Origin of the sequence: Vibrio sp. B172a (assembly GCF_030248355.1) — a bacterium.
GTDB lineage: Bacteria > Pseudomonadota > Gammaproteobacteria > Enterobacterales > Vibrionaceae > Vibrio > Vibrio owensii.
The window spans coordinates 296,810-318,332 of the sequence record NZ_JAHGAC010000003.1 but is presented as its reverse complement, the minus strand read 5'-3'; the positions used below and the strand labels follow the sequence as shown (position 1 = coordinate 318,332).

Sequence of the window (21,523 nt, the reverse complement as noted above, 5' to 3'; positions counted from 1 at the left end):
TATTTTCCCCTTTGATTTCCTGGCAATCAAAGGGGCAGTATTGATAATGATAGTTTGCGCATTAAGTATGCATAATAACTATCAGGATGAGAACTTGGTTTAGGACCAAAACTTTATATCCCTGATACCGTGATGTTCAAGGAGTGGATTAAAGCTCTAACTCCCGGATTACCATGAGCACCTCCAGAAAGGCCGAAGTAATAAAATTCTGAAGTGTCTATTCCATAACTCGATACATCTTTGGTTAAAGATAGCTGTTTATCAGACAGATCACTTTTTGTAGCTTGATAAATCGAGACCACCGTGCCGTCTATAACAATCTGATAATAGAGCTTACTTAAATGACTATTAGTCAGCTCCCCTTGAGCCAAAATACCACTTGCATTTTTTAAATAAATCTTAGGTGAACCATAGTAATCGAACAGAAAAGCAAACCAACGCTTATCATTTTGCGGGATTCCGGCTTCTTCTTTCTGCGAAGTAGACCAACTACAGTCCCCAAAAATCTCGATATCACAGCTACTATTGACATCTGGTGCCCTCGAACTTACCTGTTGAATGATGATATTTGTATTCCCTGCGCTCAGATTGTCAGTCGTTGTCCTATCTAAACCAAACTTAATATCTACGTTCGTCCCGATCAAAGGCTTCTTTGCTATAGAAGTAACATATTGAGACATCTGCCCTACAGCTACCTTCGTACCATTACTACTAATAATTGGCTCATAACTAGACAAAGGGGTTGAACCTTGGATTTTAGACACATTCCAATCATTTGGATTTGTTACATCAAACCCTCCTTCAGCGAAGGTCACTGTGGTGAAAGCGGCACTGTCATCATATTGTGCCATAATCTGATCCTCATATCCCTTTGTGAACTCGTAAATCGCAGTAGATACACCTGAAGCATCTGCTTGCTCAACTGTCTCCATCTCTGTGTTTGTTGCGCCAAAACCGCCTACATCTAGTCTTGTCCAAAACTTTATGTCTTGAAAAGGCGCTGGCTGGCCGTCGGGGTCTAACAAAGTTGAAGTAACATACCTTGTTGTACTCGTAGGTACTCCGAGATCATCACTTGTTACGTTATCAATGGAGAAATTCTTCGCGTTACCATCCAAATAAATACATGTAACATAGCTAGCAGAGCCTTTTGTATCACCAGAACTACTTTCTCCCGAGTTTAAGTTTACCGTCCTAGCGCTACTTTCTGACAACATATCTACTGCCCAATAGGCTAACTCAGAAGGCCAATTGTGTTCATTAAATGGATCCTCAAGTTGAAGAGCTTCAAGCTCACGGGTCATTGGTAGCCTTCCACCTCTAGTGGAACAATACTGTTTGGCTTGATACCAGTCCATAAGAACCATTTTCGCACCTTGGGGGCCAAACTCTCCACTTTCAACGAACTCTGTAATGTAATCAGCATTAATGTAATCAGCCATTGCTTTAGAAATAGGCGCGGTAAACGTAATATCAGCACCGATGGTAGGATCTGTAATAGTGATATCTTCCCAATCTTGGACAAGATCGAAATCAGGTTCAACCTCGATGTAAACTTGCCCTACATCATACCCACCTCGCCCGTCGGTAATTGTATAAGCGATCTCGTGCGGTCCTGACTGAGAAGACTTAAAAGTAAAAGTATGTTCCGTTTGGGAAGTAATATTTGCTTCGGCATTATAGGCGCGAACTGAATCCAACAGCACTGCATCTTCGGCATCTGATACATAGTCAGTCAGATCAATTGTGACTGACATATCCTTTGCTAGCTTACCTTCTAGAACCTTGTTTTCAGCCACTGGCGGTGTGTTCGCAGTATCCGATACAGCGATATCTATCGTACCCAGTTTAGTGTTAGAGCCATCACTCATTGAGTACATTACTCTATCGACACCGACCTCACTCGGTGTAAAAGTGATTTTGTTAGTAGTTGGCTCTGCCGTAGCTGAGCCAGTACCCAAAACACTAATATCACCTGAAACGACGTAAGACGATGTATCTAGATCTCCAGAAAGCTCTGTATTTAAATCTATCGTTATTTCAGTAAGTCGATCTGTCGTTTCAGAAAGGTTAGGAAGAGTATTATCGCTGGCTGTTTCAGACACTGATACCCGGGCTATAGCACTTGCCTTCCCCACAAACGCTTGTGTATCGCGGGGACCAACCGTGTATTCAAACTGGCACTCGCCAATGTGCTCTGCGCTCAACGAAAATGTCATCCCATCTATGTTATCGATTTCACATTTATAGGAATCAGAAGTTGGAATGACGGACGTAATTTCAAGCTCAACCTCAGATGATGTTGTCGCTTGAACCTTGATAATGCCTTCAGTTCCTAAAAGCGCTTTGTCTTGTAATGACTCAGCATTAATTAACACTTCTGTTGGAGTATCAGGCCGTGTCGGATTGGAATCCGAACCACTATTACATCCGAACAGAAAAAAAGATGTTGCGAATAGAGTTAGATATTTATACATGTGTGTTCCTATCTTTATAGGTAAGAAGCGAAATTTGCATTAACGATGTAAGCTTCAACATCTTCGAAGTTTGTAGCGCCACCAGCACCTACCCAATATGGCAGAGCAGGATCAATATTCCCCCAGTCAAAAGGCCCAACAAAGTCAGGGGCGTTTGGTCTTTCTGGTGTCGGAGATGAATAGTGATATAAGGTGTCACCTTTCTTTTGAAACCATAGGTAGCGATCTTCAAACCTCACCTTTGCATCAGTTGTTCCAATATAATTGTTAAAGCCAAGATAGAAATTAAACTCCTCTCGATAAAACTGAGTGACAATATTAAACGTGTCATCTGTTTGAGGGGCACCAGGTTGGTTGCGATCAGGGTCATTAGCTTGGTTATACCAAGAAGAATCAGGCATGTTTCCCTGCTGCTCAATAAAGAATGAGATCGCGCCATGAGAAAGGTCTCCCTTGTTCCTAATATGCAAAGCCATAACAAAGTCACTACCAGTAAAGCTTTCTTTATATACGGAACTGCTCCCCATACCTGTAGCCGAACTATCATCGTACAATACCGGAATACCATTAGCGCCTATTGCAGGTGGCGTATGACCAAATCGCGTATCAACATGATTCCATTTTGATCCATCTTGCGTTTCAAGTGATGAGGCATCTTCATCCGGAACGAAAGGATAAAGCTCATTTGTCGAACTCACTAACGTTGAGATAACAGACGAGTTAAACGCGGTATCGAAATAGGAGACAGACTGTTTTCCCGTCGAATCCGCAACGAGCTCTTGATGCGTGTCACCCGAACTAAACACACCATTTTCTTCTAACGCTTCTAGTTCAATATCCTGAAAGGCGCCAATGCCTCCATCGGGGTGATTAACGAGCAATTGATATAAGTATTCGTTGCCCGAAGCGGAGATCAAGCTAGGAGAGACAGAAAAATCTTTCACATTAGGGTTACTCATATCGACACACGTCGTGTATCCAACATCAGTGCCTGGCTGTTGTCCGGTAATCCCATCAAAAAGGCTCGCCGTTGCAGCATTGAGTTCACTTACCTTTTCCGCTGTCCAATAGCTCACTTCCGTTGGCCAGTTATGAGTGGTAAATGCACTAATTTCATTGGTAATAAGAGAGTCTAACTCGCGCTGTAGAGGTAAACGGCCACCTCGAGTTTTGCAATAAGCGCGCGCTTGTTTGAGCGTTTGCATAACCACTTCTGACCCTTTGGGTCCCTTTTCACCAGATTCGATATGAGTTGAGGTATAAGAAGCATTCACATAATCTGCATAAACTTTGCTCATTGGCGCAAACAATCGAATATCGGATCCGATCGCAGGATCGTGAGTAACAATATCCTCCCAATCTTGAATCAAAGAGAAGTCCGGTTCGACTTCTATCCGAGCAACTGACGTCGTATAACCACCTCTATGATCACTCACTGTATAAGCGACATCATGTGGCCCTGGCGTCGTCGATGAAAAAGTGAACTTGGTATTCGTCGTATCTGCAGCATCAAATAAAGCGGCCGTAGAGTTAAAATCCTCAATAGCAATGAGTTGAACGTCATCACCATCAACGTCACCCACATATCCTCCGACATCTACAACCACAGATTCTCCAAGCGCTAGCAGTTTGTCATAAGCAAAACTATATGCGCTAGGTGCCGTATTTGTACTTAACTGAGATACCGATACTGAAATTGTCCCGACCTTTAATGCTTCGGCACTTTGATAGCTGTAATGAATTTCACTTTGGCCTTTGCCAGAAGGGCTAAACCGGATCTGCTTAGAGTTGATATACTCAGCAGTACCACTTCCAACAACGACCATATCCTCTTGAAGCTCAAAAGAAGAATCTGGTACCGAAGAACCTAACTCAACTTCAAGGTCGATGGTAATGTCTGCACCTTCAGTCGTAGACGCAGTTATGCGTGGCAATGTGGAAGATGAGTAGGTAGAAGCGACAGCAACTCGAGCGTATGAGTATGACGTCGATTCGCCGTTTGCCGGAGCAACCTGATACCGAAAAATACAGTCTTGCGTATCATCAGAGACCACGTCAAAAGCCTCATCTGTAGTACCAGTAATTCGGCACTGCTCACCAGAAAGCGAAGCAACAGAAATGATACGGAAGCTGCTATTGTCACTAGTAGATACATGTGGCCCTAACTCTATTTCACTCGTAGAACCAGACAAAGCATTCTCTGCAATGTCTTCCGAGTAAATCGCAGTTTGGGGCTCAGGAGGAGGTAGCACAGAGCCTTCATCTTTATCATTACTGCCTTTGCACCCGGCAAGTAAACAAAGAGCAAAGGCACCAAATATGAACTTTAGAGGACGGTACCCTCTAGGCTGAAAACGGAGTAATTGCGTCATTTTTAATCTAGATAGTTAGAACAAAGTTACGCAATTTTCTTATTTAAGTGGTGACTCCACCACTAAACACACATGATTAGTCATTAAAAACTAAACCATTGTTTTAAATGACATTAATGGTAATTTTAATCACATTTAATTGTGACATTAATTCCAAAAAACTTCTAAAAAGCCTTAATATCTTCAATAGCCCGCAATAACAAACAAAAATCCATGCAGTCCTGAGTATTCTTAATATCGTAGTGCAAGGACCTCACCGCTAACTCAACGGTAATTTTTAGCTTACTTGTTCTTGGCTTGAAATGGATAGTGATACTGTCGCGTTTTAATCCTATTGTGAAGTGATCGTATCCAAGCTCTTTTGCAAACTCTACGATTGTATTTCGCCAAAGTGCGGTCTTCGAAATGGCTTTCATCATTTAGGGTGTACCTGTGAACTTACTAAAAACAACAGCAAGTTTGGTCTTTCCAACGCGGCTACACCAATAAATGATTGTGAAAACCGACAATTGACTGCCATTAAGAAGAGGTAGAGCTTTCTTTATCATTAACTATTGCTCAAACTCATCAACAAGTACCCGTAGGAGAAACATCAATTAGAGTTATTTAGATAAAATTATCTCTACAGATTATTTTGACAAAAGGTAACGACATCCATCGGTTATATGAGAACTCCGATTTCCCCAATAAACAAATTGATTAATAAACATTCAAGTCCATTTATTTAACTTGCGATTTCTTCTTACGCATACTTGCCTCGAATTTCAAAACACGAGCAAGAGTAACAGAATGAACATCGTTAATATCGACCACGTTTACAGCATCGCGCGTAACCACTCAAACTCAGATAAAGCACTGTTTCTACTGCAAGAAATGGCTGAATATTCGAGAGAGACTTTTATGCATGTCATGAACGTTTCTATCTATGCTTACTACTTTGGCGAGTACCTAGGTTTTTCAAAGCAAGAACTAGAACTGATTTTTGATGCTGCTCTTGTCCATGATCTTGGAAAGTTAAAAACACCACTGCATGTCCTACATAAACCTGAGCAGTTGTTACCGATTGAAAGACAAGTAATGAATGAGCACGTCAAAGAGTCATACAATCTCACAAAAGACTATCCTGAGCTAGAATCGGCTTCCATGCTGGGAGGTTTACATCATGAACGCTGGGACGGAAATGGTTATCCGTTTCGCCTGAAGGGTGATGAGATTCCTTATGGGGCACAGGTATTGGCGATTGTTGATGCTTGGGATGCTATGGTTTCTAACCGCTCATATCGAAGAGGAATGAACAGAGATCATGCTTTGAAGATACTTCTCGATGAAAGAGACAGTGGTCAGTTCAATCCAGAACTTGTCGATAAGTTTACCGCTTACATAGAAACCACTTATTAATCTCACTCAAACGGAAACGCCCAAAGTTATTAGCTTTGGGCGTTTCTTCTAACAAAACCTGATTGAGGCGGATGTACGACATATCGAGCGTTACAACGTCATGTGTAAAATTGGAAATGGTTTACCCATATCATCGAGTGGTGAGCGAGATTCGATTTTAAAGCCCATACGTTGGTAAAAACCGACGGCTTGTGGGTTTTGCTCATTCACATCGACTTTTACTGCGCCGAGATGTTTGATCGCGTGTTGCAGCAACATCTTACCTATGCCCTTTCCTCTTGCTTGGTCTAGAAGAAACAGCATCTCGATTTTTTCATCATGAACACCAACAAAACCTTGTATTGCACCTGTCGTGTCTTTCACACACTTTAAGGTGGCTGCGGGAAATGCTTGTTCAATGATAATGGGTTTAAAAAACTCAATATCTTCTTCTGTGATGAAGTCATGCGTCGCTCGGACTGAATTTTCCCAAACGGCTAGCAGCTCTGCATAGTGCTCAGGAAGCACATTTTCTACCGTCATAGATGTTCTCTCTTTAGGTGGACTGAAGTTCAATGTGCAGCCGCGAAGCGTGAGTCTAGCAACTTGGTGATGTCGTGTACATTGGAAGCTCCTGTTCATTGAGATCCACTGCCCATTGAATCGAAATGGCGAAGGTTTTGTCCTAGCGCAATTAACCACAATCTAAACATGGAAATATCACCTTCTTGATACAACACTTAATAAAAAGGAGGTCGATATGAAAAGATTTCAAAACATCTTATTCGTAAGCCAAGGATTAGAAGGGAAAAGTGATTCACTGGAACAAGCGATGAAACTCGCTAAGTTGCATGATGCACGATTATCGGGGTTGATAGTTTGCCCTGCAATGCCAACCAACATGATCGAGTATCAACACACTTATGAAAACTCTCTGATAGAAAGTTTGTTTTCTGATATCAAAGCAGCACAGGACCTTGATCCCTCTTCCGACATAGTAGAGCCCTTCCCTATTAATGTTGAAAGTGGCGCTCAGCCTAGCGTCTCCATTATCCAGTCTGTCTCTAAGCAACACTATGATCTCGTAATTAAAGATGCAGAACAGTTGGATGAAGGCAGCAAAGGGTTCAAAGCACTCGACATGAAGCTTCTAAGAAAATGTCCCTGCCCAGTTTGGTTAAACAGAAAACCCAAACACTCAATGGTGAAAAAACGCGTTGCCGTTGCTATCGATCCGATTATCTCTAGTAAAGAACAAGAAATCCTCACGGTTGAATTGCTGCAGCTTGCGCGTGCAATCGCCAACTCTTTCAATCGACAATTACACATCGTGTCGTGCTGGGAATATCAGATGGAAAGCTATTTGAGGCATCACGTGTGGATTCAAATCGAAGACGATGTGCTAGATCAGCAGATCAACGCGCACCGAACTGCACACCGTGAAGCACTCGATGCCATTATTGCTACCTCTGGTATCGCTGGCGATTCTGTTGTTCATCACCTTCATGGTTCTGCGGATGAGCAAATCCCTCGCTGGGTCACTAAGGAAGGAATCGATGTATTAGTAATGGGGACAATCGCGCGTACCGGAATACAAGGACTGGTCATTGGCAATACAGCAGAGAATGTCCTGCAATCAATCGACTGCTCGCTGGTTGCGTTAAAACCTGAAGGCTTTATCTCCCCCTTGGCGTAAAAATGAAAAAAGCTCGCCTCTCAAATCAAGAAGCGGGCCTGCATACGAAGCATTGATGCACAAATGTACTATCCACGATATAGAATGGTGAAAGTTAAAAGCGACATGCAGCGCTGTTAACGAGTCAGATAATACTGGCTTCGTTTAGTGAAAAAGAGGCAGTCTGAAGATGCGTTTTGAAATGTTTGCCTAGCCTAAATGCAAAAAAAAAAGCCCTCACTTCCATGGGGCTTCAAGCACTAATTTCGCATTATTGTCGTTATAAGGTGAGGTCTAACTATAGGAGGTGTTAGTTAACGCTCGAAAAGGATATTAGCGCATGAAATGCTTTAAGAATAAGCATCTTAGCACACCACTTTTTTCTACTTGCCAATTGTGCAACATCCACTTATCGACGGACCTCAACCTATATTTAGTTAATATGAAAAAGCCACCACCCTATTAACAAGAGCGATGGCTTTGATGCTTGCCTTAGCCAATTCCTTTTGGCTTTAACGAGTGAGATTAGTTAGCTGGACGCCAAACACCCCACTTGTCTTTTTGGTAAGTCGCTTGTGGATTGTCACCACCTTGAATCCACCACTGAGCTTTCCAGTTTTGGTCAGCGTAAGATACTACTTCACCACCTAGGTAAGTTTTCCCAGCGTCCCAAGTTCCATTATCATCTGGTTCTGGCTTAGGATCTGGGTCTGGCTCAGGTTTTGGTGGTGTGATTTCATCATCACCCACAATAACTTCAAACGTGAACGTCTCTGCTCGTGCGCTGTTTACTGCGTTAGCAACAAACGACAGTGTTTCATTTTGTTTGATTGCCTTTGTATCTACAACGATAGAAGCCGTGCCATTGTTCTGAATGCTAACTGTTGAACCTTGAGTTTGCGTTAGATTCGCTGCTTCGCTAGTCGCAATAACCACTTTGTCGCCAGCATTTACAACCTTGTCACTCTTAATCAATTCGTAGAGATCACCAGTCAGTGGCTCGATACCGCCTTCATCACCATCAATAACCGAAATCATGCCAGATGCGCGGCTATCTTTTGAGTTAAAGAAGTTACGTGATGGATCATTCTGGAAGTACATGTAATGTGACATTTCTTCATGCCAATCACCGATGAAGACTGCGCCGTCTTTGAACTCTGCGTGCCAACCGTTGATTTCTGAAGCAAGTAGACGCGCCCAATCATTTACGTTCGAAGCTTCAACCTTAATATCAAAACTACGTGCCACATCGCCGTTCTTGTTGATGATGTCATATTTAACTGTGTCACCGATTTCAGGATTTACAAACCCTTGAGGGATGTACAGGTCACCACGAACAAGATCAGCTTCAGGAGGAAGAGTATCACCACCTGCAATAGTGATGTCTGAACAGTTGTAGAAGCCTTCACCCGCAGCATCATCACGCTGCCAACGAACAAATAGAATCGCATCACCAGAACGGTCCGATGGAATCGTAACATCAATGCGGTATTTGCCACCATTTACAGGAACATTACCTACCGTTTGGATCAAATCTAAATCGCCCCATGCCAATGCTTTACTGAGATCGGCGCCTGGTTTGGTTAGGTAAAATTCCCAAAATGATGGGTTGTGAGGTGCAGTTGCGTTAAACACAAATTCGAATGTTCCTGTGTTTAGTTCCGTACGTGTCCAACCTGTATGCGGTGCGCCCATGCCCTTTTTCTGAGGGTCATTTGCGTAACACAACGTACCATCTGGAATCGCTGCTTTTACTGCCGCCATATTGTTGAAATCCGTAATGTTCTTAGCGTATTCATTACGCTGAACAAAAGGATAAGAACCAGAGATTTCCTTTGCTTGAGCACAAGCTGCATTTGGTGGGTTACCCGACCAAATTCCGCCTTGTTCATAACATGTATTTTGTCGAGCACTCGGAAACTCTGACCAACCGTGAGCATTTGCTGCTGTTGGTAGGCCAGATAGCATCGCCATACCCACTGCTGCTTTAAGAATGTTTTTATTTGCTTTCACTTTTTTCACTCTCTACCGTTTATAGTACAAATAAGATTCAACGAATGCTTTATAACCGTTGTTACTTATTTCATGTTTATAGTTTTAATCAGTAAACAGTTAAAAATAATATACGTAAGTTCTATCAATGAAAGTTTAACGATTATCGATATGAACAAACATCACAAATTTAAATAAAAAGACAATTTCAGAACATACTGACAAAAAACTAACAAATAACAATATTTACAAACACTTAAATGATTATCACAAAAGAAATTTAGCATAAGATTAGAGCAAATAGCTTAATAAAAAACAACATTTATAAATATTAAATATAATTGATTATTTTGTGACTCAGTTTCCAAGAATGATGATGTGAATAATTAGAGATTAATAAACAAACGAACGCTAATATTTTCTGTAAAAATACCAACCATTAATTCATCATAAATTTAATATAACATCAATATTAGCGCTGTCTATTTGAGCTACTTGCTTATTTAAACAGCAGGCACAGGGATAATTTTCAGATCTCCCATCGCTTTTTCGTCACGCAGTTTTCTCAGTGGTGCGTATTCAGGAGACTCATGCCACGCGTGTGCCGCTTCTAAAGATGGCCAGTGTTGAATGACACAAACATTTGCCCCACATCGCCATGTAATGTCGTTGGTGATTTGTTGATCGCAATCGTCTGACCACCATAGATTTGAGTGGTTTCAGAAACACGCTCAGCATATCACTGAAAGCTTCCATATCCTGAATCTTAAACTGTATATAAAGGTAAGTTGGTGTCATGTTGAATGCCTATTGGTTTGATTGAATCAGTAAATCTCACAATACGCCTTTCGAAACGCAAAAAAGGAGCTGACGCTCCTTTTTTGCTAGTTGTGGATGTGAACATCTCGTTGAGGGCACAATCCATTGACGCAATAATTCTCTCACTACAAAGTTTCATATTTAACTTCTGTGGGAGCAATATAGCTGACACGTAGTGCCCAGTAATAGATTCATTACGTTATTTGTAAAGAGTCGAATTACAATGACATCAAATATAGATTTTGAACCTCTTCTCGAGTTGGAGTCCTTGGATTTCCTGCTAAACAAGGGTCAGAAAGTGCTTTTTCTATCCAGTTATCGCAATCTTCCTTTTTGATGCCCAATGTAGAAAAACCAACAGGAATTCCAACTCGTTTTGATAAGTCTCGTATCAACGTAATTGCTAACTTAGCGCTTTGCTCTTTATCTAAGCTTGTAACATCCCCTCCCATTACATGTGCAATCTCACGAAACCTATCTGGAGAATGCTCAGCATTAAACTCGCAGACAATCGGTAACAAAATCGCGTTACACACGCCATGAGGAAGGTTATGCGTCGCCCCTGGTTGGTGAGCCATTGCGTGAACAAGCCCTAAGCCTGCACTATTAAATGCCATACCAGCCAAAAACTGCGCATTAGCCAATTGCTCACGAGCTTCAATGTTCTTACCATCATCTACAGCAACAGGAAGCCATTGCGCTATCAGTTTAATCGCTTCAAGCGCTGTCGGTTTCGTCAACGTATGAGCGCCCGGCGTGACATAAGCCTCGATGGCATGAGTCAGAGCATCCATACCAGTTGCTGCAGTGACATTTGCCGGTAAATTGACCATCAACAATGGGTCGTTAACCGCAACATCTGGGATCTGTTTAGCGTCGATTATTACCATTTTTACTTGGCGCACTTCATCAGTGATCACCGAATTCGATGTCATTTCCGCAGCGGTACCCGCAGTGGTATTTATAGCAATAAAGAAATCACCCGCTTGTTTAACTTTACCCACACCATCGTAATCGACAATATCGCCTGAGTTAGCAGCTACAATACGAATTGCCTTCGCACAGTCGACGGGACTTCCTCCACCGACCGCAATAAAACAATCACAGCCCGCCTCTAAATAAAGAGACAATCCTTCTCTAACTAATGTCGCCGTAGGGTTTGGCGTGACTTTATCAAACAATTCATAATCAATAGAGGCTTGGTCTAGTAAATCAAATAAATGATCAAGAAGACCAAGTTCAACCAAGTTTTTATCCGTTACGACTAACGCTCGCTTCACTGGTTGTTGACTCAGTGTCGCGATAGCATCATCTATAGCCCCAACACCAGAATAACTGAGCTTAGGAAGATTTAATGCAAAAGCCATGGTTTATCACTCCTTACTTCTCTATACGTAACCCATAAGATTTGAACTTTTCAAGCACCACTTCCATTGAGGCATCATCCAACACAGGCACATCAGTCGTAATAGCCAAAGTTTTGAGATAGAGATCTGCCAAAACTTCCACCTCATGAGCTAACCACAATGCTTTTTCTAAGTTTGCTTCGCCCGCAATCAAACCATGATGCTGCAGCAAAATTGCTTTGCTCTTAGAAATCCCGTCTTCAACGTATTGAGCAAGCTTAGCGCTACCAAATGTCGCATAAGGTACACAAGGAATCTCGGTAGTACCTGATGCCGCGACCATGTAATGAATGGCAGGAATTGGCTTATTCAAAATAGAAACCGCTGCGCAATGAATCGCGTGGTTATGAACAACTGCATTCACATCATCACGCTTTTTGTAGCAAGTTAGATGGAATAGCCACTCAGACGATGGCAGCTTTCCTTCTTCAAAACTCCCATCTTCGGCTACATACACAATGTGGTTTGGGGTGAGTTTTTCATAAGGGATTCCGGTTGGGGTAATCAACATACCGTTATCAAAACGTACACTCACATTTCCTGCTGTACCTTGGTTCAGACCTAGACGGGTCATTTCCAAGCAGGTATCGATAATTTGTTGGGAAAGTTCTACTCGATTCATTTTTATTCCTTAACCTTTTATTTCTTTAAAGAGTTGTGACACCTTTTTTGAGAATAATATTGCCGTATTTCGCAACCTCCCCAGTGAGTACCACTGCATAGCACTGCTTTGCTCGCTCATAAAAAGCAAAGCGCTCTACTCTTTCAATTTGTTCTTGGCTGACGTTAGAAGCTGTCATCGCTTCCAAGTATTTGTTCTCGACACTAGGGTCAAGTTCATCGCCCGGTACTGCCTGCATCATGCTCACGGGCTGATCGACATATTGATCCAGTTCGAACAACTCAACGACACCACCTAGTAAGGTGTCTACACCGACACCGTCACAGCGAATCACATTGTGATTAAAGGTATGCGCTGGAAAATGAGCGTCAGCAAAGAGAATTTCATCGCCATGTCCCATCTCAGACAGCGTGGCTAAAAGCTGAGGCGAAATCGCTGGATGAATACCTTTAAGCATGGCTGCGCTCCTTCTCTTTTTTTGTTGATACGCAAGAGGTTGGGTTAACCACCTGCAAACTTGGTTTCATTTGAGATTGTGCGGTTTGGATACTTGGGTAGAACCCCACGCCGAAGAAAGCAAACATGGCAGCGCCAAGCACCGTGGCTTCTGCTTGTTCAACAATATGCAGTGGTCTTTGTAAAGCATCAGCTTTCAACTGGTTCCAAAGGGCATTCTTGGTACCACCACCCACGACCACAATTGGTCCGTCATTGAGGTGACAAAGTTGATTCAAATAGTCGAATCGATGTTTAAGCTGACGACTTAGTCCTTCAAAGACTGCACGAACAATTTGTCCACGGGTGGTATGAATGGATAATCCTTCGATCGCACCTTCACCAATGCCATCCGCGTTGAGTGCAAACCGTGGTACGAAGACAACCCCTCCAGCCCCACTACCAGCTTCATTCGCTTCTTGAATCATGATGCTATACAAATCATCCGTGCTTTTTTCCGCAGAAAAAAACTGCGTCGCAACCCACTCAATCACGGCACTTGATAACCATTGCGTCGCTGGATTGTAGAACCCTTTAATGGAATCCAACTCGACCGTTACACCTTTTTCTAACGCTTCGGTATTAAGTTGAGGGCGCTGACTTCGAGCCATCAATATTTCCCAAGTGCCTGAACTTAAGAATGCTTGATTCTCTTCCGCACCAGAACCGATCAAAGCAAATTGCGTATCATGGCCTGCAGATATCACCGGAAGCCCGCTCTTAACACCAAAACATTCAGCAACAGATGAGGTCACGGTGCCAATAGTCTCTCCCGCGATCACGAGAGGAGGAAAATTCAACTCCGATAGCCCTAAATAGTCGAGTACTGATGTGTTCCAATTACAACTGTTTAAGTCGGTCATCATGGATGTACCTGCCATGGTGTAATCCGTCGATAAAGTGCTGGTTAATCGGTGCGTAATCATCGAAGAGATAAACACAAATTTATCCATCTTTTTGAATACAGCTGGTTCGTACTCTTTTAACCAACGAAGCTTATAGAGGGTATTGAAGCTGTAATCACCAATTCCGTTATTACGATAAAGATCAATACGGTCCAACTCTGTTTCAACTTGCTTCATTACACCGAGGGTTCGCGGGCATTTCCACGAAATAATCGGGTATATTTGATTGCCATTACGGTCGAATGGAGCGCCATCAACACCAAATGTCGTTACCGTAAAAGCGATGACATTTTTCGCACCAACTTCAGCTACAACACGTTGCCCACATTCAATCAACTTCTGCCAGATATCTTCGAAATCCCAAATATGAAAAGCTGAGTTATTTTCATCTTGCTTAGTCGTATTCTTCATAAAATGTGATGCAACGATGTCACCTTGAGGATCAATGGCGATCGCGCGCAAGTTAGTTGCACCACAATCCAAAACAATCACTACAGACATAGAAACTCCTATCAGGGCGGAGTTTTCTCCGCCCATTGCAGCTACTTGTAAAGTGGGCCGAAGTTGGCACAAGCACGGTAGTCTTGGCCTTCTTTGTCTTGACCAAATGCACTCCACGTATGTGGTCGGAATACATCCTTGTCTTCAACGTTATGCATCGCAACAGGGATACGAAGCATAGAGGCCAAAGTGATTAGGTCGGCGCCAACGTGACCGTAAGTAATCACGCAGTGGTTTGCTCCCCAATTAGCCATCACAGAATAAACATCTTTGAAGGCACCTTCACCATTGATACGAGGGACAAACCAGGTGGTTGGCCAAGTTGGATTAGTCCGTTCATTTAAAGTTTCATGGACTTCTTTTGGCAGCGTAATTGAATGACCCTCCGCGATTTGCAGCACAGGACCTATGCCTTTGATGATATTGATACGGTGCATCGTAAATGGCATACCACCATGCGTTAGGAAGTTTGAAGAGAAACCACCCCCACGGAAGTATTCGACATCAGCTGGCGGCCAACAAGTCGCACTTAAACATGCTTCAGCATCTTCAGCACTCATATCCCAATGGGGCTTAATCACCGATTCACCATGTTGATCTTTGGCTTCACCACTGCCATCTAACGCTGCTGAACCAGAGTTTACTAAGTGAATAAAGCCCGCCTCTGGTCGATACCCACTAACGCGTTCGACAGAGTCTTGCGACCAATAGGTACGAACATCACAGAACACTTGAGCTTGACCTGTGAGCATCTTGCCAAAGAGCATATTTACGCCATTTAGGCTATCGTTCTCAGTCGCAATAACAAATGGCTCACGAATGCCATTCCAATCAAATGAAGAGTTTAGAATGGCTTCACTGAAGTCACCATTAGGCAGGTGATCTGTCCAATGACGTTGGCCTTGGAAACCACCAACAACCGCATTATGACCTAGCGCTTCTTCTCCAAAACCCATTTCAGCTAGCTTGGAATTACCTTCCATCAGATCACGCATGATCATTGTCATCTTGACCACCGTTTCCCAATCTTCTTTTTTACGCTCTTCGAGCATTGGTGTACGGTTATAATCCTCGCCTTCTTGGCAGTGTTCTTTCGTCCAAGCCAGAGCGAGTTCAAATTCTTCTTTATCAAAAATCTCTCTGTCTAAGCGACGTTTAATCTCTGTCATATCGACATATTCATTACGCATGCCTAAGTAATGTTGGAAGAACGGCTGATCGACAATGGAACCTGCGATTCCCATAGAGACAGAGCCCATAGATAGGTATGACTTCCCACGAATGCTCGCAACGGTTAGGCCCGCTCGACAGAATCGTAAAATTTTGTCTTGAACATCAGATGGGATAGAAGTGTCATCCTTATCTTGAACTTCTTCACCGTAGATAGAGAATGCGGGTAAGCCAACTTGAGAGTGACCCGCCATTGCCGCCGCTAAATACACTGCCCCAGGGCGCTCAGTCCCATTAAATCCCCAGATTGCTTTTGGCATATGAGGGTCCATGTCGATGGTTTCTGTGCCGTAGCACCAGCAAGGTGTAACTGTGATACTAAGCCCCACATTTTCACGTTTGAACTTATCTGCACAGGCAGCAGCTTCGGCGATGCCACCGATTGTAGAATCGGCAATAACACACTCGACCAACTCTCCGCTTACATGGCGCAGGTTTTCTCTAATGAAATTCGCAAGGTTCTTTGCCATATTCATCGTTTGTTCTTCTAACGACTCACGCACACCAAGACGACGACCATCAATAGTTGGACGGATACCGATTTTGACTAAGTTGTTCATATTAAAACTCTCTTTTTTCACGTTAATCTGAGTTATTTTTCGATTTGGTAGCCTTTAAGACCAAAGTAAACGAGGTACACAAAGCCAATTAAAGGAATAACGAAAGCAGCTTGAATACCCATTGAATCCGATAGTTTTCCCATGACGGCAGTCAACACAGCGCCACCAAGAATTGCCATAATTAGACAGCTACCGCCAAATTTTGAATCACCGCCTAGGTCTTGTAGAGATAGACCAAAAATAGTCGGGAACATCAGTGACATACACGCAGAGATACCAACCAGTGCATACGCACCTGTAACACCACCAACACTCATCAGAACCAGCACTAATAGCGCTGCCACCATGGCTAATACAGCAAGGAGCTTCTCTGGTGCGATGTATTTCATTAAACCTACACAGATAAAGCGGAACGCACTGAAGACGACGATAGATGCAAGTAAGAAGTTAGACGCGTCAGCTTCCGTCCCGCCGACCTGAGTCATCACATATCGGATGGTCCAAGACCAACAACCAATCTGACATCCAACATAAAAAAACTGGCCGATAACACCTCTGACGAAATGTTTTTTCTCGACTAAACGAGTAAATGTCGCTCGCAGAGAATGCTCGGCACCATCGCTAACTACGACTTCTTTAGCTCTTGGCATCTTAGTAAAAGCAATCGCGAGCCAGACGACTAAAATGACAGCAGCAACAGACAAATAAGGCATCATGACGGCATCAAGCTCTGCGGCCTGAATGGTGTTAAGTTGTTCTGGCGCCATCGCCGCACGCTCTGCATCGGAAGCTGGGTTTAGCTGAGAAAGAATGTAGAATTTGCCAATCAGAACCCCAGTAATAGACCCCACAGGGTTGAACGCTTGAGCAATATTTAATCGGCGTGTTGCTGTTTCTTGAGGACCCATTGCTATGATGTATGGGTTAGCACTGGTCTCTAGGATGGATAGACCGCCAGCCAAAACAAACAGGGCCATTAAGAAAGGCAAATACTCCATTGCTTGCGCCGCAGGATAGAATAATAGAGCCCCCGAAGCGAAAAGCCCTAACCCTAGTAATACTCCAGCTTTATAGCTGTATCGCTGAATAAAAAGCGCGGCAGGTAAAGCCAAGATAAAATAAGCACCATAAAATGCTGTTTGAACTAAACCTGATTGCATATCCGTTAAAGTAAATACTTTTCGGAACTGCGCGATTAAAACATCGGTCATATTATTTGCTAGTCCCCATAAAGCGAAGCATGAAGTCAGCAAAATAAATGGGAACAGAACAGACTTAGGAATTACTTCACTATTCCCTTTCTTTACTTCTGCTTGTGGAGCGGATGATAAAATGTCAGTCATTTTAAATTCCTTTAGGTATGGTCATTCCCCTCATTAAGTTATAGGAATGAGTTTCACGTTATTGGATTATATTTTTATTTAGTTATTTAATATGGCATTAGATATCAACATGTCTATTTCATCTAAATCACATATTTTTAGTAAGCTCTTTTTTTTATATTTGCTTTTATCAGCCAATAGAATTACTTTATCTGATACTTCAATAAATGTTTTTTTAATCTCATAATTGTATTCGTTTGAATCCCACACTCCAGATTGCTCATCAAACCCAACACACGAGATGACACATAAATCCAAGGCCATCTCCGATAAAGTATTCCGAGCAATCAATCCATAGAATGCTTTATACTTCTCCGAAAAGTACCCACCCAAACTGATAATAGAAATGTTCTTTTTTCCGCAGAGTACGCTAATGTTATTGATTGAATTTGTTACTACAGTACAACGAATATCTGGGATCGCTTGAGCCACAAGCCAACTAGATGAACTAGCATCTAAACCAATTACCGATCCTTCATATATATTAGAAACAACTTGCTCAACTAAGTGTTTCTTATCATCAATGTTGTTTCCGGCACGATTATTAAAAGATGTTCCTTCATCTTTATATTGCTTACCGATTGCTCCCCCATGAACTCGGACTAACTCACCTTTCTTATCCAGTAACTTTAAATCTCTTCGAATCGTTTCTACGGAAACTTTTAATTCTTGAGATAAATCTAGAACCGACACTTGTCCAACTTTAGATATTACTTTTAATATGTGGCTTGCTCTCGATGCTGCTTGCATTGATAAACTACTCAACTTCAATCAATGACTGAGATATTAGATTAAGTAGAGAGAAAATCTGAGATAGCCATCACACCAGATTTAAACATGCCCACTTTTGACCGAAACGGTGAATAACCACACAAAAAATCGGGCATTTGGTGTGGAAAACGGGCATTGCGCGTGAGAAACAATCGTATATTGAGTTGTGGCCATGCTTTAATGTACTAGCCATAGGGTAACGCACGTGAAGAGGTGAAAGGTCATTAACAACATTGAGTGACCATATAATCAATGACACAATGCGTTGGTGTGTTGGTGTGTTGGTGTGTTGGTGTGTTGGTGTGTTGGTGTGTTGGTGTGTTGGTAAATCTTTGCTGTCATGTATAAAAGAAGCAAGTGTATGAACACTTGCTCTATATTGGTATGAAAATTCTGATATCGAAGAAGAACGAAGACTACTTAGGCTGAGATAACGGTTTGTTTATTTTTGTAGGCTTAACAGTATTTTTTTCTTCGTTCTTTACAGTTGAAACACTTGGTTTTATTACTTCGAATGGTATAACTTCCTTATCACCTGCCGTAACTTCTGCTAACGGTGCTTGTATCTCAGTTGCTTTTACTACCGTGCTTTCGTTTGCAAAAGAATAACTACTACTTAAAACCAAACCAAAAAATAGAATAAAACGTTTCATATACACCTCAGTCAACATAATTCAGAAATCGATATTACTTCATCACTAAAGAAAATATAAACATAAAACTTTAATCTTTACACGATACTTGCAATTTCAGTAGTTCTTTAAATTTATGTCATAAAAAATAAAACTCAGAAAATTCCTACAGAGCGGATAGATAATCGTCAAATTAACGCACACAGAAATGGTTAAAGACTATAACGTCAAACTCACCCAATCCTCTTCAATGCTTCAATCATCTCTGACTGTTTATATGTTTCAAAATAATATTCGTTAATATCTGATGAACGGGACTAGAACGATTAGTTTGCTTCATTTGTAAGACGGCTTTTGGACGCTCGCCACGGTAAAGTTCATCCGGAATGGGAATAAACGTGAAACCTTCTCGTGGTCCTTGTGCAGAAAAAAGAATAGTAGCGGCACCTTGAAGTTTAATCGTTTCAAATAAGCTTGTAATATTACCGATTGTCGCAACTCTATTAATATAGATGCCCCTTTTCTCTAATGCACGCTTAGTTAACTGCTCTTTATCCTTCCAGCCCAAGATTTCCAATAGTACAAACTTCAGTTTACAAGCTTCTTCAAAGTCATCAATCCCTAACTCTTCTGGAACAACGATACAAGGCGCTGCATACCCTATATGCTTTTGATAGATCGTCTTCGGCAACTCATCATTAAAGTAATGAAGTCGTATATCGACTTTGTCATCTAGAATGTCACCTTCGTTCGAATCAATGTTGCTAGTCACATCAATCTTACTATTGGGAAATAAAGACATAAGATCCGTCAGAATCAGGTGTCCAAATGAGTACTGAGTTGTTTGAGGCAAGCAAACTGTGATGCTCCCTTCGTGTAAGTTAGGGTTGAATTCACTCAAATCCATACAAGATTCAAGTTTGCTCAGCGCTTCCTCTATTTCCGGCAACCTACGTTTGAGTTCATAAGTCGGCTCCAAATGATGAGCATAGCGAATGAACAGCTCATCGTTCAGTTGTTCTCTTAAACGCGTTAAGTACTTACTAATTGACGCCTCACTTTTCCCTAGCTCTTTCGCTACGATTTTAATTTTCTTATGTCGATTTAGTAAAACCAACACTTTCAAAAGATTTAAATCAAGTTCTTTATTCATTACAATTCATTCTGTCTTATGGCGTCAAATGGAGTATCGATTATGCTGCATAGAGGCGACTACATTGATGATAATAGGTTAGATTTAATTTAACAAATCGCTTTGCCGTTACTCATATTCTATGCGGAAAGAACTAACTGATGCTTTGATTCCGCATCGAGATCTTTGTTGATTATTTAGTCTTTTTAGATACTATCTTCATCGGATATGCTATGTGAGATGCATGAGGTTTACTAATTCGACTATTGATTTAGTATCGTACTTTTGTAGTATGCGAGACTTATATGTACTGATCGTTTTTTCACTAAGAGACAAAGTTTGAGCGATCTTCTGGTTACTGTATCCAAGAGCGAGATAGTCAAATACCATCTGTTCTCGCACCGATAATGCTGGGTAGTGTTCAGACAACCCGCTTTTGAAGACTCGAAACCCCTTCACTGTCGAAACGATAGCATCAACGACCATATCACTCTGATCATTCTTACTCAGGCATGCACTTGCACCGATTTGCGAAGCCAATTTTGAATAGTGACTAAGGCTCTGAGAGGTAAGAAAAATCAAAATTCCTTTAAAGCCATTATTTAATTAACTATGTCCTAATTTTAGGGAATTGCAGTCGGCAAGAAATACATCCATGATCAAGATATCAATCTTATTCTCACTCATCAATTTAAGTACTTCTTTTTGACTCTCAGCTTGAAATATACTCCGTATAGGTACGCGCTTCTGAATTACAGACCGTAGACCTTCTCGGAAAATGGGTTGTATATCTGCAATTAAAATATTAATAGGCTTTAACATATCTGAGCCTCTTTTTGGTTAAGAGCCCCTTTCCTTGGTAAAAAGCAAACATTTACTGCTTATAATTATGAAAGCGATATATATTATTTATAAACTAGGTCAAATAGAAGTAAATTGACACTTTCACATTTTGAATGTTCATTGGGAATAATTCACTCCATAAAAACATTTTTACCATTTCATTAAAAACGTTACACGAATAATACAAAACTGACTTTGCCTATAACCCACCAGCCCACGAACAGAACAATCAAAGCCAAGATGAACTTTGACCCAAATGTCAGTAAAAGCTCCAAGCACTTCTCATACAGCGTTTCTAAAGAAATGTTTTTCCACATTCAGAACCCTCTCTA

20 protein-coding genes are annotated in these 21,523 nt (G+C 41.7%); 2 read left to right on the top strand and 18 right to left on the bottom strand.

All coding sequences use genetic code 11. The features are described 5' to 3' along the window. Positions 1-113: 113 nt before the first annotated feature. The 3 genes from KIT90_RS05035 to KIT90_RS05025 form a co-directional block, all read right to left on the bottom strand. Positions 114-2,477 carry an Ig-like domain-containing protein gene (locus KIT90_RS05035; protein ID WP_285375662.1) on the bottom strand — a complete coding sequence of 788 codons (2,364 nt, stop codon included), beginning with the start codon at positions 2,475-2,477 and terminating at the stop codon, positions 114-116. Between the two features lie 14 nt (positions 2,478-2,491). Beyond that, positions 2,492-4,849, bottom strand: a complete 2,358-nt coding sequence (locus KIT90_RS05030) for a hypothetical protein (protein WP_285375661.1) — start codon at positions 4,847-4,849, stop codon at positions 2,492-2,494. A 164-nt stretch (positions 4,850-5,013) separates the two neighbouring features. Continuing rightward, complete coding sequence (locus tag KIT90_RS05025) at positions 5,014-5,268, bottom strand: hypothetical protein (protein ID WP_285375659.1); 255 nt, start codon at positions 5,266-5,268, stop codon at positions 5,014-5,016. 370 nt (positions 5,269-5,638) lie between these two features. Between KIT90_RS05025 and KIT90_RS05020 the strand changes: the two genes are divergently transcribed. Continuing rightward, positions 5,639-6,247: an HD-GYP domain-containing protein gene (locus KIT90_RS05020; protein WP_045410843.1), complete on the top strand. Its 609-nt coding sequence runs from the start codon at positions 5,639-5,641 to the stop codon at positions 6,245-6,247. A gap of 90 nt (positions 6,248-6,337) precedes the next feature. Here the strand turns inward: KIT90_RS05020 and KIT90_RS05015 are convergent, their stop codons facing one another. Beyond that, entirely contained in the window at positions 6,338-6,769 is a 432-nt protein-coding gene (locus KIT90_RS05015; RefSeq protein WP_285375658.1) for a GNAT family N-acetyltransferase, read from the bottom strand. A gap of 217 nt (positions 6,770-6,986) precedes the next feature. On the opposite strand from KIT90_RS05015, the gene KIT90_RS05010 reads away from it, so the two are divergent. Continuing rightward, positions 6,987-7,922 carry a universal stress protein gene (locus KIT90_RS05010; protein ID WP_285375656.1) on the top strand — a complete coding sequence of 312 codons (936 nt, stop codon included), beginning with the start codon at positions 6,987-6,989 and terminating at the stop codon, positions 7,920-7,922. A 504-nt stretch (positions 7,923-8,426) separates the two neighbouring features. On the opposite strand, the gene KIT90_RS05005 is transcribed toward KIT90_RS05010, so the two are convergent. From KIT90_RS05005 to KIT90_RS04940, 14 genes are all read right to left on the bottom strand, one after another. After that, entirely contained in the window at positions 8,427-9,875 is a 1,449-nt protein-coding gene (locus KIT90_RS05005) for a lytic polysaccharide monooxygenase (protein ID WP_285375850.1), read from the bottom strand. A gap of 521 nt (positions 9,876-10,396) precedes the next feature. Continuing rightward, the gene (locus KIT90_RS27885; protein ID WP_285375848.1) at positions 10,397-10,525 is read right to left on the bottom strand and encodes a DUF1330 domain-containing protein; all 129 of its coding nucleotides are present in this window, start codon (positions 10,523-10,525) and stop codon (positions 10,397-10,399) included. A 405-nt stretch (positions 10,526-10,930) separates the two neighbouring features. Beyond that, positions 10,931-12,079: a lactaldehyde reductase gene (gene fucO, locus KIT90_RS04995; RefSeq protein ID WP_285375655.1), complete on the bottom strand. Its 1,149-nt coding sequence runs from the start codon at positions 12,077-12,079 to the stop codon at positions 10,931-10,933. A gap of 13 nt (positions 12,080-12,092) precedes the next feature. Beyond that, entirely contained in the window at positions 12,093-12,740 is a 648-nt protein-coding gene (fucA, locus tag KIT90_RS04990; RefSeq protein WP_285375654.1) for an L-fuculose-phosphate aldolase, read from the bottom strand. Positions 12,741-12,765: 25 nt separating this feature from the next. Next, complete coding sequence (fucU, locus tag KIT90_RS04985; protein ID WP_054822617.1) at positions 12,766-13,197, bottom strand: L-fucose mutarotase; 432 nt, start codon at positions 13,195-13,197, stop codon at positions 12,766-12,768. Continuing rightward, positions 13,190-14,641: an L-fuculokinase gene (gene fucK / locus KIT90_RS04980; protein ID WP_285375652.1), complete on the bottom strand. Its 1,452-nt coding sequence runs from the start codon at positions 14,639-14,641 to the stop codon at positions 13,190-13,192. The genes fucU and fucK overlap by 8 nt, the downstream gene beginning before the upstream one ends. A gap of 41 nt (positions 14,642-14,682) precedes the next feature. Further along, the gene (gene fucI / locus KIT90_RS04975) at positions 14,683-16,431 is read right to left on the bottom strand and encodes an L-fucose isomerase (protein ID WP_285375651.1); all 1,749 of its coding nucleotides are present in this window, start codon (positions 16,429-16,431) and stop codon (positions 14,683-14,685) included. Between the two features lie 32 nt (positions 16,432-16,463). Continuing rightward, positions 16,464-17,774, bottom strand: a complete 1,311-nt coding sequence (gene fucP / locus KIT90_RS04970; RefSeq protein ID WP_285375649.1) for an L-fucose:H+ symporter permease — start codon at positions 17,772-17,774, stop codon at positions 16,464-16,466. 78 nt (positions 17,775-17,852) lie between these two features. Beyond that, positions 17,853-18,563, bottom strand: coding sequence for a DeoR/GlpR family DNA-binding transcription regulator (locus tag KIT90_RS04965; protein WP_020197750.1), 711 nt, complete (start codon positions 18,561-18,563; stop codon positions 17,853-17,855). 437 nt (positions 18,564-19,000) lie between these two features. Beyond that, the gene (locus KIT90_RS04960; RefSeq protein WP_054822620.1) at positions 19,001-19,237 is read right to left on the bottom strand and encodes a hypothetical protein; all 237 of its coding nucleotides are present in this window, start codon (positions 19,235-19,237) and stop codon (positions 19,001-19,003) included. A gap of 238 nt (positions 19,238-19,475) precedes the next feature. After that, positions 19,476-20,369: a LysR family transcriptional regulator gene (locus KIT90_RS04955; protein WP_285375646.1), complete on the bottom strand. Its 894-nt coding sequence runs from the start codon at positions 20,367-20,369 to the stop codon at positions 19,476-19,478. Positions 20,370-20,579: 210 nt separating this feature from the next. Continuing rightward, positions 20,580-20,834: a response regulator transcription factor gene (locus tag KIT90_RS04950; RefSeq protein ID WP_285375645.1), complete on the bottom strand. Its 255-nt coding sequence runs from the start codon at positions 20,832-20,834 to the stop codon at positions 20,580-20,582. Between the two features lie 120 nt (positions 20,835-20,954). Continuing rightward, positions 20,955-21,170, bottom strand: coding sequence for a response regulator transcription factor (locus tag KIT90_RS04945; protein WP_285375643.1), 216 nt, complete (start codon positions 21,168-21,170; stop codon positions 20,955-20,957). A gap of 191 nt (positions 21,171-21,361) precedes the next feature. Further along, on the bottom strand, positions 21,362-21,508 hold the full coding sequence (locus KIT90_RS04940; RefSeq protein ID WP_285375642.1) for a hypothetical protein: 147 nt from the start codon (positions 21,506-21,508) through the stop codon (positions 21,362-21,364). Positions 21,509-21,523: the final 15 nt, after the last annotated feature.

Coding starts and splice junctions, on each gene's coding strand:
- KIT90_RS04955 (WP_285375646.1), bottom strand. CDS start 20,369: ATGAATAAAGAACTTGATTTAAATCTTTTGAAAGTGTTGGTTTTACTA.
- KIT90_RS04965 (WP_020197750.1), bottom strand. CDS start 18,563: ATGCAAGCAGCATCGAGAGCAAGCCACATATTAAAAGTAATATCTAAA.
- KIT90_RS05020 (WP_045410843.1), top strand. CDS start 5,639: ATGAACATCGTTAATATCGACCACGTTTACAGCATCGCGCGTAACCAC.
- KIT90_RS05005 (WP_285375850.1), bottom strand. CDS start 9,875: ATGGCGATGCTATCTGGCCTACCAACAGCAGCAAATGCTCACGGTTGG.
- fucK (WP_285375652.1), bottom strand. CDS start 14,641: ATGTCTGTAGTGATTGTTTTGGATTGTGGTGCAACTAACTTGCGCGCG.
- fucU (WP_054822617.1), bottom strand. CDS start 13,197: ATGCTTAAAGGTATTCATCCAGCGATTTCGCCTCAGCTTTTAGCCACG.
- fucP (WP_285375649.1), bottom strand. CDS start 17,774: ATGACTGACATTTTATCATCCGCTCCACAAGCAGAAGTAAAGAAAGGG.
- KIT90_RS05035 (WP_285375662.1), bottom strand. CDS start 2,477: ATGTATAAATATCTAACTCTATTCGCAACATCTTTTTTTCTGTTCGGA.
- KIT90_RS05015 (WP_285375658.1), bottom strand. CDS start 6,769: ATGACGGTAGAAAATGTGCTTCCTGAGCACTATGCAGAGCTGCTAGCC.
- fucO (WP_285375655.1), bottom strand. CDS start 12,079: ATGGCTTTTGCATTAAATCTTCCTAAGCTCAGTTATTCTGGTGTTGGG.
- fucI (WP_285375651.1), bottom strand. CDS start 16,431: ATGAACAACTTAGTCAAAATCGGTATCCGTCCAACTATTGATGGTCGT.
- KIT90_RS05010 (WP_285375656.1), top strand. CDS start 6,987: ATGAAAAGATTTCAAAACATCTTATTCGTAAGCCAAGGATTAGAAGGG.
- KIT90_RS04940 (WP_285375642.1), bottom strand. CDS start 21,508: ATGTGGAAAAACATTTCTTTAGAAACGCTGTATGAGAAGTGCTTGGAG.
- KIT90_RS04945 (WP_285375643.1), bottom strand. CDS start 21,170: ATGTTAAAGCCTATTAATATTTTAATTGCAGATATACAACCCATTTTC.
- KIT90_RS04960 (WP_054822620.1), bottom strand. CDS start 19,237: ATGAAACGTTTTATTCTATTTTTTGGTTTGGTTTTAAGTAGTAGTTAT.
- KIT90_RS05030 (WP_285375661.1), bottom strand. CDS start 4,849: ATGACGCAATTACTCCGTTTTCAGCCTAGAGGGTACCGTCCTCTAAAG.
- KIT90_RS05025 (WP_285375659.1), bottom strand. CDS start 5,268: ATGATGAAAGCCATTTCGAAGACCGCACTTTGGCGAAATACAATCGTA.
- KIT90_RS04950 (WP_285375645.1), bottom strand. CDS start 20,834: ATGGTCGTTGATGCTATCGTTTCGACAGTGAAGGGGTTTCGAGTCTTC.
- fucA (WP_285375654.1), bottom strand. CDS start 12,740: ATGAATCGAGTAGAACTTTCCCAACAAATTATCGATACCTGCTTGGAA.